At 39.6% G+C, this 14,343-nt stretch carries 7 protein-coding genes; 2 read left to right on the top strand and 5 right to left on the bottom strand.

Annotation, left to right across the window (positions count from 1 at the left end):
• Positions 1-65: 65 nt before the first annotated feature.
• The 5 genes from V7K79_RS00035 to V7K79_RS00015 all read right to left on the bottom strand — a co-directional run bounded on the left by V7K79_RS00035 (position 66) and on the right by V7K79_RS00015 (position 12,009).
• Positions 66-4,778: a response regulator gene (locus tag V7K79_RS00035; protein ID WP_335043500.1), complete on the bottom strand. Its 4,713-nt coding sequence runs from the start codon at positions 4,776-4,778 to the stop codon at positions 66-68.
• Positions 4,779-4,977: 199 nt separating this feature from the next.
• Positions 4,978-6,291: a hypothetical protein gene (locus V7K79_RS00030; RefSeq protein WP_335043499.1), complete on the bottom strand. Its 1,314-nt coding sequence runs from the start codon at positions 6,289-6,291 to the stop codon at positions 4,978-4,980.
• A 299-nt stretch (positions 6,292-6,590) separates the two neighbouring features.
• On the bottom strand, positions 6,591-7,265 hold the full coding sequence (locus tag V7K79_RS00025; protein ID WP_335043496.1) for a response regulator transcription factor: 675 nt from the start codon (positions 7,263-7,265) through the stop codon (positions 6,591-6,593).
• A 245-nt stretch (positions 7,266-7,510) separates the two neighbouring features.
• Positions 7,511-8,944 carry a sensor histidine kinase gene (locus V7K79_RS00020; protein WP_335043494.1) on the bottom strand — a complete coding sequence of 478 codons (1,434 nt, stop codon included), beginning with the start codon at positions 8,942-8,944 and terminating at the stop codon, positions 7,511-7,513.
• A 356-nt stretch (positions 8,945-9,300) separates the two neighbouring features.
• Positions 9,301-12,009 (bottom strand): MGH1-like glycoside hydrolase domain-containing protein, encoded by a 2,709-nt coding sequence (locus V7K79_RS00015; RefSeq protein WP_335043493.1) that lies wholly within the window; start codon positions 12,007-12,009, stop codon positions 9,301-9,303.
• A gap of 381 nt (positions 12,010-12,390) precedes the next feature.
• Between V7K79_RS00015 and V7K79_RS00010 the strand changes: the two genes are divergently transcribed.
• Complete coding sequence (locus V7K79_RS00010) at positions 12,391-12,717, top strand: hypothetical protein (protein WP_335043492.1); 327 nt, start codon at positions 12,391-12,393, stop codon at positions 12,715-12,717.
• Between the two features lies 1 nt (position 12,718).
• Positions 12,719-14,335, top strand: a complete 1,617-nt coding sequence (locus V7K79_RS00005) for a CHAT domain-containing protein (RefSeq protein ID WP_335043491.1) — start codon at positions 12,719-12,721, stop codon at positions 14,333-14,335.
• Positions 14,336-14,343 lie beyond the last annotated feature (8 nt).

Raw genomic sequence — 14,343 nt, 5'->3', positions numbered from 1 at the left:
TATCTGTAAAATAGAAAATAAATATTTTTCAGAACTTACTCAGAAAAAATGCCCTAGTTAATTTATTAATAAATATTATTATTTTCGGTTGTAGTATTACTATCTTTACAGTTCAAAAAATCTTGGATGCGTTTAATAAAGTCCTCTAACTCTACGATTGAGTTACTAGAACCTCGACGCTCTTGGTTTATCGCTAGTTGTTCTAGTTCTTCTGCTGCTAGATGCATGGTTGTAACTCCCATATTGGCACTAGCACCTTTAATTTGATGCCCTTGGAGTGCTATTTGCTCAAAGTCATGAGTTGCGATCGCTATTTTAATGATTTCTAGACGAGGTTGAATATCCTCAACAAATATTTGCAGTAGTTCCAACTCAAATTCTGGGTTATTTTCCGAGAGTTGGTGTAAGCGTTCCCAATCAATTGGCAGGTTAACTGCATCGACATCTGTTAAACAAACTGTCTGCTCTGTGGCAGCTGTTTTTTTAGCCTCAAATATCAGATTTCCCCAACGCTCTAACGCTATCGCCAATTTTTCTTTGATTACTGGCTTGCTCAAATAGTCATCCATTCCGGCATCTAGACACATTTGTTGGTCTTCTTTCATGGCATTGGCTGTCATTGCAATTACCACAGGACGATAACCACTGGCAAAGTAGTTTTCCTGCCAACGGCGAATTTCTTTTGTGGTTTCTAAACCGTCGAGAACTGGCATTTGGCAATCCATCAGAATTAAATCATAAGGAATTTTTTCTAATAGCTGCAAAACTTCTTTCCCATTACCAGCGACATCAGCACTATAACCTAGGCTTTGGAGTTGCTTCAAAGCAACTTTTTGATTCACCAAATTATCTTCGGCTAAGAGAATTCTCAGTTTGGGAGAGTCAGGAAAATAATAGTTGCGGCTGTTTTCAGAATTTTTTAGTTTTAAATTCTGACTTCTGACTTCTAACTGCTGAATTCTGACTTCTGTCTCTTCTTCTAGCCGCCCTCCTAAAATAGTCATGATGGTATCGAGGAGTCGGGACGGCTTAACAGGTTTGACTAAATAAGCTGCAAATCCTATTTTTAGCGATCGCTGGATTTCATCGCGTTGATTAGTAGAGGTAAGCATAATCAAAGGTAGCCCAGCGATCGCTGAATTTGCTTTAATTTGTTCTCCTAAAGTCATGCCATCTATTTCTGGCATCTGCATATCAATCACACCAATGTCGTAGAAATTTTTTTGCTTGGCAGCCTCCTGAATAGCTTTCAGGGCAGTAGTAGCCGAATCAGCCTGATCCACTAGCATCCCCCAACGGGTAGCTTGATGGTGGATGATTTTGCGATTAGTAGCATTATCATCCACCACTAACAAGCGCCGATTCCGCAAAAGTTCGCCTTCGCCTTCTAAGGAAATAGGCTCAAATTGCTTGGCAAGAGTTACTTCAAACCAAAACTTAGATCCTTTACCCAAGCGACTTTCTACGCCCATTTCTCCTGCCATCAAGCTTACTAGTTCCTTGCAGATAGCTAATCCCAAACCTGTACCGCCATATTTACGAGTGGTGGAAGCATCCACTTGGGTAAATGGTTGAAAGAGTTTGCTTTGATCTTCTGGGGTAATGCCAAGACCGGTATCTGTAATCGCAAAATAGATGGTGGCTGTAGTCGGGGAAAGCGATCGCAATTCTGCTCGTAATACTACCTCTCCCTTGCTGGTGAACTTGATCGCATTGCCGATTAGGTTCATGAGAATTTGCCGCAAACGACCAGTATCGCCTTGGAGGCGGGTGGGGACGTTGCTATAAATTAATCCTGCAATTTCTAATCCCTTATTATGAGCTGAGGGAGCCAATAATTCCAACACCTCTTCTACACAGGTAGATAAGTCAAAATCTAGAGTTTCTAATGCCATTTCCCCAGCCTCTAGTTTGGATAGATCCAAAATTTCGTTGATCAGGCTTAACAGAGCATCGCCACTAATGCGTATTGTTTCCATAAAATCCCGCTGCTCGGAATTTAGGGGAGTTTCTAACATTAAGCTTGTCATCCCCAACACAGCATTCATGGGAGTCCGAATTTCATGGCTCATGTTAGCCAAAAAGGCACTTTTGGTTTGAGATGCTAATTCAGCTTGGTGACGAGCAATTTCGAGTTCTCGTCGCTGTTGAGTTTCTGCATCTAACATTTGGGCTTGAGCTAAGGCAATACCTACTTGGTCAGCGATTTGCCGTAAAAGATGAGTTTCAAAGCTAGACCATTGGCGGGAACTGCCGCACTGATGGACAATCAGTAAACCGCAGAGTTCTTCTTTGACAAGAATGGGTATAACTAAATTACACTGGACTCCAAATTGTTGCAGTAATTCCAGATGATTTTTTTGGACTTCACCTATATCCAAGTCAGCAAGCCCAAGATTCGGTCTTTGACGGTACTGCTGTAGATAGTACTGCTGGATGTATTCCGCTTGAAAGTAAGCATCAGTAAGATTTTTATCTTTAATTGCCAGCCAGCCAGAAATTACTGCCTCAACCACAGTGGCTCCAGATCCATCGGCCAAAGGCTGATAAATCAAAACTCGGTCGCTATGGAGAATTTTTTGAACTTCGGTGACAGTGATTTGGAGAATTTCTTTGATTTGCAAAGACTGGCGAATTTTGAGGGTGATTTCAGTAAATAGTTGCGATCGCAAGTTTTGGCGTTGAAGTTGTTCTTCTGCTTGCTTGCGCTCAATAAACTGCCCTACTTGTTCGCCAATCGAATTCATGACTTTTGCCAAATTTGGGTCAGCTTGCTGGATCTCATGGCTAAAGCAGGTAATAACACCGATGATTTTTTTACCACTACAGATCGGAAAACCGAAAGCTCCGTGCAGTTCTGCTTCAGCAGCCATTTGAGAGCGGATGAAACTCGGATCTTTAACGACATCAGCGATCCAAACAGGTTCAAGACTAGCCCAAACACGACCAGGTAGCCCAATTCCTAGTGCAAATGTGCTCTGCCGACTGAGGATGTCAAATTCTTGCATCTCGAAGGAGATTTTATACCATGAATTCAGCAAAGACAGTAGATTTGCTCGCTGATCTAACATCCAAAATTCACTTAAATTCCATCCCAAACTTTCGCAGATTCCTTGCAGGATTTGGGGCATGGCTTCATTGATTGTAGTTGACTCTGCCAAGATGCGGGTTGTAACATACTCAGCTTTCAGATGCTGTTCAGCTAGTTTGCGTAAACGCAGCTCCTCGGAGACATCGGTGATGTCGATACCTGTGGCGACAATGTATTCAACGTAGCCCTTATGGTCTTGCAAGGTAGTGTTAGTCCAGGCAATCAGCCGCCGACTACCATCCTTAGCTACCCAATAGTTTTCGTACTCATTGGGTCCTTCACCAGATCGTAACTGCTCAAAAACTGCCTTAACTTGCTCTACCTTTTCAGGAAGTAGAAACAGATTCCAGAAATGTTTTCCTCTCACCTCATCAAATGAGTAACCAGTTATTTGTTCACAAGCTTGATTGAAGCGAACGATTTGTCCTTGTGTGTTAATAACTATTACCAAAGCGCTAGCTGTATCAAGAACTGCTGAGATAAAGTTGCGTTCTTGGTTCAGTGTTTCCTCTGTTAATTTACGCTCTTTTACCTCACAAGAAATTAAGTAGTAGACTATCGCCAGAATAACAAAACTTAGAAAAATAGCGATCGCAAGTGTCAAAAGCGTGTTGTTAGCACTGGCTTTTGCAGCTTGTGACTGCTGTTGGAGCAACCTTTTATCCTCACTCTCTATCTCATGTATGACCTTACGGATGTCATCCATGAGATATTTTCCTTTATTCGTCTGGATTAACTGCAACGCCGCATCAAATCCCTGATTTTGACGCAGGTCTATAGTCCGCTTGAGTATGGCAAGTTTTGCAGCTATCAGAGATTCAAGGGTTGCGAACTGCTTTTGTTGGTTAGATTGATCTGCGATTAAATTTCTCAGTTCTACAATTTTGCGATCAATGTTTCTTACTACTGCTTGATAAGGTTCTAGATAAATTTCTTGCGCAGTGAGGATATAACCGCGTTGTCCAGTCTCAGCATCCTTCACGTCGGACAGTAATTCTTCTAGTTTATTAATTTTCTCTTGAGTTTTTTGTACCTGATTATTATTATCAATCAATATGCGTGTGTTCTGATAAGAAATCACGCCAATTAAAACTAAAATTACCGATGCTAACCCAAAACCTCCAGCTACTTTTTGAAAAAATTTTTTGCGTCCCTTCTGCGTCTGTTTACGTGTATCACTCGCTAATACTAAACTTGCTAAAGTGCGCCGCATTTCTAGTTGTTTTATTACCTGGCGACCTAAAATTCGTAATGCTTCCAATTGTTCTGGAGAGAGATTTCTTGGTACACGATCGTTAACACAAAGTGTCCCTAGTGCATATCCTTCAGCGTTAGTCAGCGTTACACCAGCATAAAATCGAATATTAAGGTCAGAAGTGACTAGTGGGTTTGTCGCAAATCTCTCGTCTTGTGTGGCATCAGGCACAACAAAAACTTCAGGTTGCATAATCGCGTGGGCACAGAATGCCACATCTCGCGGTGTTTCTATGGCATCCAAACCAACTTTTGACTTGAACCATTGGCGATCGCTATCAATTAAACTGATTAAGGCAATGGGAGTTTCACAAATATATGAGGCTAAACGGGTAAGGTCATCAAAGGCAACTTCCGAAGGAGTATCGAGAATCTTATACTCCAAAAGAGATTTGATTCGCTGTGTTTCGTTATCAGGTAATGGTGCTTTCATTCTTCGGCTTTATACCATTTTGGATTTTAAAAACAGAATTCAGAATTCTGAATTCAGAATCCAGGAGTTAGAAGTTAAAATTAAGAATACTTTGATAGTCAAAGTTTATAATTTTCAAAAAATCAAAAATATATAGCGCTTGATTCTATATTCATTCTGAATTCTGACTCCTGAATTCTGATTCCTGAATTCTTTTTTACTAAAATCTGATCCGCAACTGTCCTGTAAGGGAATTACCACTGTAGGCGCTTGTGCCGGTTTCTTGATTGCGGACATTACTAAAGCTATAGCCCAAGTCTGCTTCTATACTGGGCGACAGTTTTACCGTACAGCGTGTTTGATAGGTATTGGCGTTGTCAAATTCTCCTTTAAGTCGCTGCCGTCCTAAGTTGGCAGCGAGGCGACAGCGTAAGAAATTAGTAATATCTCCTTCCCAAGCTACCTCACCGTTGTAAACTAGAAAATCTGGTGGAGAAAAATAACCGCTCCTGCGTTCTAAATCGCGATCGTAACTCCAAGTAAATAAGTTAGTTGCCAAAGAAAATTGTCCGAACTTGCGCTCTAACCTACTAAAAGACTGCACATCAGAATTACCATCGTTGTAACTACCCAAACGCAATGACGAAAACAAGCTGGTATCACGGTCAATCTGCCAGTATAAATCAGGCCCAAATCGCCAAGCAGTAATTTGATTGTCTAAAGTTCGAGCATTTGATTTATAAGGTCCTTGTTCTAAATTACCTGATAGTACTACTACCGATAGCAATCGACCTGATGACGAAACTCGCGGTCGCGAAATAGCAGCCTCTACCTTAGCATTGAGATTGATAGCTGTGGGTAAACGATTGAATACATCAACTCCAACTGCTGTTTGCAAAGTCGCTTGTCCGATTTTTCCTTGCCATCCAACTTGCAAGGGAAAATTGGTTACTGATTCAACACCGCGTTGCTCAAAGAAGTTAAAACCTGTCTTCAAAAATATTTTATTGCCATTTCTCAATCGAAACTGAACTGTTGGTTCGAGGAAAAAATTAGTTTGGCCAAAGTTGTCTGTCTCATAGCGATAGTCTGTATCAATACTTTCCAAAACTACATCCGGCGTTTTTGGTTTGGTGGAAGTTGTTGGCGGACTAGAATTCTGCTGCGGTGGTTCAAGTAGCGGTGGCGGACTAGAATTCTGCTGCGGTAGTTTGGGTAGCGGTGGCGGTAATCGCAAATCAGGATTGAAGTTTTCAGGTGCCGCCAAAAAAATAGGTGTTGATTTGAATCGATAGGGGAGTGGTTTTGAGTATTGCTCTGCTGACTCAGGATTTACCGTGGTGACTTGCTCAGTCAATCCTAAAGGTGATTTCCAGGTCTGATGTGCTTGGGCTGCTTGTAATTTAGCTGCTAATAATATCCAAATACCTACGCTACAGATTACTCCCAATTGAATCTGTAAGCATCCCAAAAGAAATACAGTGTACAAACTATAGCGAGAAACAAAGAGATAAGGTCTAAAAATATATACCATCGGTTGATACTATATTTGTAAATGAACAACTTGCTGCCTAATAATTTTCTGGCTGCTAGCTGATGTATTCGGACTGGGATTATGATGCCCATAATCGATGCCTGTTAAAACATCGGAAAGGTAAAAGGTCTAAAAACGTTAATTTGGTAGGATATAAAAGTTCGCAAATGCATGAAGCACATATTAAAACCTCACCCCCAACCCTTCTTTTTATCAAGAGTTGGGGGTGAGGTTAAGTTGTACCTCATTCTGATATCTTTAATATATTGCTTTTTCTTGAAATCGCTAAGTGATTACGATTATTCGCGTAGTGCATAGCCTACACCACGGACTGTATAAATCAAACGTCTTTCATTATTTTCTTCCAACTTGAGTCGCAAATAACGAATATAAACCTCAATAATATTAGAATCACCCATGAAATCGTAACCCCATACTTTCTCTAAAATTTGATCTCTAGTAAATACTTGACGGGGATGTGAAAGGAGATATTCTAATAAGTCAAATTCTTTTGCTGTTAACTGAATGCTTCGTTTGTCTCTAAATACTTCACGGGTGCGCCGATTTAAGCTTAAATCTTCAAATTGCAACAAATCCTCGTCTGTTTCTTGCGTGCGGCGGAGATGAGCGCGAATTCTAGCTAATAGTTCCTCAATGCTAAAGGGCTTAACTACATAATCATCAGCTCCTGCATCTAATCCTGCCACGCGATCGCTCACTTCATCTTTTGCTGTCAACAAAATTACTGGTACTGTACTCCCGGTTGCTCGCAAACGCCGACAAATTTCTAAACCCGTCAATCCTGGAAGCATCCAATCCAGAATCGCTAAATCTGGTGATGAGTCTCGCGCTAGGGTTAAACCAGCGATGCCATCATAAGCGACACTTACCCGGTATCCTTCGCTACTAAGTTCTAATTCGACAAATCGCGCCAGTTTGACTTCATCTTCCACCAAAAGGATATGTGCTGTCATATTTTTGCTCCGAAAGCAGGTAGTGTGAGAACAAAACTGCTACCATAACCTGGCTAGAATGGCAATTTTGCCTCCCATACCTTCGGCTAGGTATTTCACAATCGATAAACTCAAGCCTGCTTAGATAGAACTACTATATAGGACTCATATTTGATTGCGTGAAAAAACTCAATACACCTTTATTCCTTTTTCCCAGTCCCCAGCCCCCAGTCCCTAGTCCCCAGTCTCTACGAGTAATTTAGGAATCAAATCGGATTGCTATATATAGGTAAACTGATTGTAAACATACTCCCTTCTCCTAACTTTGATTGCACACTTACACTACCTCCCATACCTTCTACAAGCGTCTTGACAATTGACAAACCTAAACCACAACCCCCAGTAGTATGAGAGCGAGATTCATCTACACGGTAAAATCTTTCAAATATCCGTGCTTGCTGTTGTAAAGGAATGCCATAACCTTTGTCACAAACTTGAATAATAGCTCGTTCTTGAAGCCGATCTAACTTAAAAATTATCGGGGTGTCAGCATCAGAATACTTAATAGCATTATCAATTAAATTTAGTAACACTTGTTTAAAGCGGCTATAATCTGCTTTGATCTCAATTGGATAAATTTCTGACTCGATTGTAATTATGCGATCGCTATATTTTTTTGCCATCATCACAACTTCTTCAACCAAATCATTCAGCACATAAAATTTAATTTGAAAGTATAAATAACCACTATCTGCACGTGCTAAATCAAGCAAATCTTGTAGCAGGCGGATAGTGCGTTCAGCTTCTGATGCCGCAGTTTCTAAAGCTTCTTGTTGAGTTTGGGTTAAGTTATTTTGCCTTCGCAAGACGCTTTGCAAATAACCATGTACGATTGTTAAAGGTGTACGTAATTCGTGAGAAACATTGCTCACAAATTCTCGCTCTTGCTCCCATGATTTGGAAAAGCGCGATAACAGCATGGTTAAAGTTTGAGCTAATTCTTTAACTTCACTGGGCGCATTATCAAGATATAGCTGCGCTTGTCCCAAATCTTCAGCAGAAATCGCAGAAGCCATTTGATTTAGCTGGCGCAGAGGTTGCAAAGAACGCTTAATATAAAATGCGATCGCAGCAATTAAAACAATAATTCCCAAAATACTAGTAATACCTAAACTCTGCACCATTACGACAAACATTCTCTGTTCGCGGGTAATATCCTTAACTACAAATAACTCACCCAATAACTTACCCTGTACTCGTACATAACTACCACATAAAACAAAGTAATTTTCGTTCACTTTGTAAACTTGTGGTTTAATCGGCATCTTAGTCAGGGTCATTAATTCAGCTACCGTAGTATCAGATAATAAATCCAAAGTATTAGATTTTGCTAAAATTTTATTATCAGGACTTTTTAGCCATAATAATATATTGGTATTTGCCAAATTATTAATAGCTTTTTGCAATCCCATTTCTGGTTGCATCATTTCACTATAAATTTGCACATCTTGCGGTAAGCGCTTGGCAATTTGTTCTATATTATATTTATGACTATCAACTAAAATTTGCTGCATTTTCCAACTAGTCCATGTCGCGAGGCTACCTAATATCAAAGCTGAAAATGATGCAATACCAAGCGTAAGGCGTGATTGTAAGGAAAATGGATCTATATTTATCCCAAACTTTATGATTTGCTTCACTGTTTCGGTTGCGTTTTAGGTGTTTAATAAGGCTTTAAAAAGAAAATCAAATCGCTAAATGTAAAGTTACTGTTAACTGCTACATCTTTAGTTATAGCTGATTTGAACTTACCTCTGTTGCATACCTAGAATGAAAAGTGCAGCCATCCTAAAAAGGTTGCTAAATACTTTTTTATCGCTTTTTAAACTTTGCAAATCCTTATCTAATAATAGTTTAAATGGATTTACTAGGAATTAAATTAATTTTTGCTGAGAATTATCTCCAAATTTTCAATCCTCAACATTGGGAACAAAGTAGATTTAGGTAACGACAAGCCTTTTGAATCAGGGTCAGGGAGGATCGGGTTTGGATATTTTTATTTGAGAGCGATCGCATTTTTATCTTTCTCTATTTGGGGTTCTTGATCCTGTACTTCATATTCACCAAATTGCTGGATTAATTTCGCAATTAAACCTGTCCAGCCAGTTTGATGACTAGCGCCAATTCCAGCTCCATTATCACCATGAAAATACTCATAGAATAAAATCAAATTTTGCCAGTGTGGATCGTTTTGAAACTTTTGCATTCCCCCATAAACAGGACGTTTACCAGACTCATTTTTCAAGAAAATTTTAGTTAACCTTTGAGATAATTCTGATGCAACCTCCCACAGTGTCATCATTTGACCAGAACCTGTTGGACATTCAACTTTGAAATCGTCTCCTAGATAATAATGAAACTTTTGTAGAGACTCAATTAGGATAAAATTCACCGGAAACCAAACGGGGCCGCGCCAGTTAGAATTACCACCAAATAAACCACTACTAGATTCAGCCGGTTCATAATCGACTCGAAATTGCGAACCATTGACATCAAAAATATAAGGATTCTCAGCATGAAATCTAGAAAGCGCCCGAATGCCGTAATCTCCAAAAAACTCGCGCTCATCCAGCATTTTTTCTAAAATACTTCTGAGCTTCTCTCTGGAAACTATCGCCAGTAATTTCCTTGAACACACTCCTTTTGTTTCCATACAAGCCACATTTTGCCGCAAGTCAGGACGGTTTTTGATGAACCATTCCAATCGCTTTTTAAAACCAGGCAGCAGTTTTAAAGTTTCTGGTTCAATAGTTTCAATGGCAAATAGAGGTATTAAACCTACCATTGACCTAACTTTTAAGGTAATTTGTCGTTCCGATAAATGCAGCACATCATAGTAAAATCCGTCTGAATCATTCCACAAACTAGATTCTCTTTCGCCAATTTTATTCATCGCATCGGCAATGTAAAGAAAATGCTCAAAGAACTTGGTAGCAATGTCTTCGTAAACAGGATTAGTCTTGGCTAATTCTAAAGCGATCGCTAACATATTCAAACAATACATTCCCATCCAACTAGTACCATCAGATTGATCAATACGTCCACCTGTAGGTAAAGCCGCGCTGCGGTCAAATACACCAATATTATCTAAACCAAGAAATCCCCCTTGAAAGACGTTGTTACCCTCAGTATCTTTACGATTTACCCACCAGGTAAAATTGAGCATTAATTTCTGAAAAACTCGTTCTAAAAACTGTCTATCTGCCCGTCCATAAATCTTTTGCTCAATCTTATAAATTCGCCAAGTTGCCCAAGCATGAACAGGTGGATTAACATCACCAAAAGCCCATTCATAAGCAGGAATTTGCCCGTTAGGATGCATATACCATTCCCGTGTTAAAACATCCAATTGATATTTAGCAAAATCAGGGTCAATCATTGCCAAAGGAATCGTATGAAATGCCAAATCCCAAGCCGCAAACCAAGGATATTCCCATTTATCGGGCATAGAAAGAATATCTTTATTGTAGAGATGAAACCATTCCCGATTTCTGCCTTGTTGGCGTTCTGGCGGTGGCGGTGGTGTATTGCGATCGCCCTTCAGCCAATCCTCTATAACATAGTTATAATATTGTTTACTCCAAAGCATTCCAGCAAATGCTTGTCGTTGCACATTTCGCATATCTTCACTGAGGGAAAATGGCGTGACGCGCTGATAAAATTTATCTGCTTCCTGTTGTTGTTTCAAAAATATTGTATCGAATTCTTTCCCAAATGGCTCAAATAAATGAGGTACATCACTCAATCGTAATTTAACGATTTTAGTTTCACCTGGATCGATTGTTAAAAAATAATCAGCAGATGCTTTTGTACCAACTTTATTTTGATTTACTGCCTCTTTTTTACCTTGAACGATATAGTCATTAATGCCATCTTTTACATAAGCCGATAAATTAGAAGAGCCAAACAATCGCTGATAATTTGTTTCGTTTTCTGTAAAGAGAATTTCGTTTGCTTCTTGACAATACAGCCACCTTTTAGCTAAGGTTGGATGAAACGCCTCAACTAAATGAAAGCCATTACCAGATTCGACCTCTTTTAAAGTCGGTTTAGTGGTATCTCCATTCCAAGACCAAGTATTACGAAACCAGAGAGTAGGTAATAGGTGTAATGTCTTTGCTTCTGACCCTCGGTTGACTACTTTAATTTGAACGAGAATATCTTCAGCAGTATTTTTAGCATATTCGATAAAGACATCAAAATAACGATTTTCATCAAATATACCTGTATCGAGTAATTCAAATTCTGGCTCGTGACGATTTCTACGCTGATTTTCGGCAACTAATTGAGAGTAGGGAAAGGCTTTATGGGGATATTTATAAAGTGCTTTCATGTAGGAATGAGTAGGAGTATTATCTAGATAAAAGTAATATTCTTTAACATCTTCCCCATGATTTCCTTCGCTACCAGTTAGACCAAAAATTCTTTCTTTGAGAATAGAATCTTCGCCATTCCAAAGTGCGATCGCAAAACAAAGTCGTTGATGATTATCAGAAATGCCAGCAATACCATCTTCACCCCAACGATAGGCGCGAGAACGAGCTTGATCGTGGGTGAAATAGTCCCAGGCTGTACCATTGGGACTGTAGTCTTCGCGTACCGTTCCCCATTGGCGATCGCTTAAATATGGCCCCCATCTGCGCCAATGAGCTTTGTGAGTTAGGGCTTCTGCTAATCTGATTTCTTCTTGGGTTAAATTTGTCATAATATCATCCTGTGCATATCTGCATTTTAGTTCAGTTAATTTGTTATCTGGAGTATCCCTTCTTTAACTGAGATGGTACTTAAGTTTTGATTAAAAATTTATAGAACAATTGGTAAATTCAAATTTAGAATAAAATTATATTAACTTTTGTTATGAATTTCAGCTGTTTGACTTTTAAATTTGGAGAAGAACGATGTTTTGAAAAAAGTCACTATATATTTACATGTAATCAAATTTCAGGTTTCTATGAAATTTTATTTTATAAAAAAATATCCCAAAAAGTTGAGCAGAATACCCTATTTAAAACATAATTCTCTAGCTGGTAGTGTCTTGTAAAAAAAATGAGTAGTATACTTGTATTTATAGTTACTCAATTAATATATGGTACAGGTAAAGCTTTCCCTTGAAGGTGAAGAAACTGATATTGCCGCTGAAAAACTGTTTGAAACTACTGGTCTACAGGGTAGTTGGGAGATAGCAGCAAATTCTCTACCTATCAAGGAAGGTACATTGGCAGTGATAGGCACTGTAATCGGGATTGTAGGAGGTACAGTTGCAGTCGCAGAACAAATCCGTAAATGGTATCAGGAACACAAACGATCTAATAAGAAGTTTGATGTAGTATTTGTAGGTGATGATGTGCGAGTTGTCTTAGAGAATGCCACTATTGAAGATATCTGTGCAGTGTTAGAAGAGTTGGAGAGTTAATGTGCAGACGCTTTACATCAAATTAGTACCGCTTGAACAGCACTTTGTAGAATTGCGTTATGCAGTGGGACATCCAGCAAGATATGAAACGCAACAGCTTGATATATCGTCAATTGAAAACTTAATTCAGAGGGCAAAAGGTAGCTACTATATGCTGATGCCTGATTTAAAAGGAATTGGGTATCAATTATTTTGTTGGTTGGATGGAACTGGCAGGTGGTTAAGTCGAGCAATTAATAATTGTACAGCGGAAGGGTTAATTCTAGCACTAGATGTGCGTGAACGATTAGGACATTTGCCTTGGGAGACGTTGCATGATGGAGAGAAATTTTTAATAGAACGTGTTAATCCAGTTGTTGTACCAATACGTTGGGTAGATCGTTCTGCTCAAGATTCAGACGATACCCAGCAACGTTCTTTACGGATTTTATTCATGGCAACATCGCCAGAGAATGTAGAACCCCCACTCGATTTTGAGCAGGAAGAGGCTCAAATTTTGACAGCAACAAGAGATATTCCTCTTAATTTACGAGTAGAAGAAAGTGGTTGTATTGCAGAACTAAGCAAACTCTGGGGACGTTATCGTGAACCATTCGATGTATTTCACCTAACGGGACATGCGTCTATCAAGGATGAACGACCGTTTTTTCTTACAGAAACTGAAACAGGTGAACCCCACGCTGCTTACGCATCAGATATTGCTTCAGCTTTAAGGTTTCGCATACCACAGCTAATGTTTTTATCAGGCTGCCGAACAGGTGAAGCGGCGAGTGATGGTGCAGTATCTTCTTTAGCTGAATCATTAATTGAACAAGGTTGTCGAGCCGTTTTAGGATGGGGACGACCAATCGCAGATGTAGTAGCAACACAAGCCGCAGCATATCTCTACAGCAAACTCGCTGCTGGGTATGAACTTTCGGAGGCACTTGCCAGTACTTATCAATATTTACGAGAGGCTAAGGTAGAGGATTGGCATCTACTTAGGCTTTATATCCGAGGTCAGTGTCCAAAAGCATTGGTTGAACCATTAGGCGATCAGGTATGGTTGCCAGAAGAACCGATTTATGAACAGTTTCTAGATTCGCAGGGAATTGTTCGGGTTGCCACACCACAGGAGTTTGTAGGAAGACGCAGAACACTGCAACGTAGCTTGAGAGTATTACGTGCAGCAGATAAGTTAGGTGTAATTTTGTATGGTTTAGGTGGAGTTGGCAAAAGCACTGTTGCAGCAAGGCTTTTAGAACGTTTACAAGGCTATGATGAAATTTTTATTTATCGGCAATTAGATGAGGATAAACTCCTAAGGCAGCTTGCTGAACAATGTCTTTCAACAACGGGACAGGAAATTTTACAAGGTAATCTGCCACTCACGCAAAAGCTAACCAAATTCTTACGAGAAGGACTGAATGAGCAAGCACAGAGACTAATCTTTGTTCTTGATGACTTTGAAGCAAACCTGGAATTGAGAACAGATGGTAACGCAGTCTTAAAGCCTGAAGCTGTAACAGTCTTGATATCTCTGTTGAAGGCAATATCCCTCTTCTGTCACTTTCCGGTTATTCTAAATAAAAGGATTAGAAGAAAAAACTCTGCAAGGGAGGTAGGGCAATGGATGTAGAATTACAA

The sequence above is a fragment of the Nostoc sp. genome (genome assembly GCF_036917575.1).
Lineage (GTDB): Bacteria > Cyanobacteriota > Cyanobacteriia > Cyanobacteriales > Nostocaceae > Nostoc.
The sequence above is the reverse complement of the archived record's forward strand: the minus strand, read 5'-3'. Positions and strand labels throughout refer to the sequence as shown.

Excerpts from the sequence above, each read along its gene's own strand:
- V7K79_RS00030 (WP_335043499.1), bottom strand. The coding sequence starts at position 6,291 with ATGGTATATATTTTTAGACCTTATCTCTTTGTTTCTCGCTATAGTTTG.
- V7K79_RS00025 (WP_335043496.1), bottom strand. The coding sequence starts at position 7,265 with ATGACAGCACATATCCTTTTGGTGGAAGATGAAGTCAAACTGGCGCGA.
- V7K79_RS00035 (WP_335043500.1), bottom strand. The coding sequence starts at position 4,778 with ATGAAAGCACCATTACCTGATAACGAAACACAGCGAATCAAATCTCTT.
- V7K79_RS00010 (WP_335043492.1), top strand. The coding sequence starts at position 12,391 with ATGGTACAGGTAAAGCTTTCCCTTGAAGGTGAAGAAACTGATATTGCC.
- V7K79_RS00015 (WP_335043493.1), bottom strand. The coding sequence starts at position 12,009 with ATGACAAATTTAACCCAAGAAGAAATCAGATTAGCAGAAGCCCTAACT.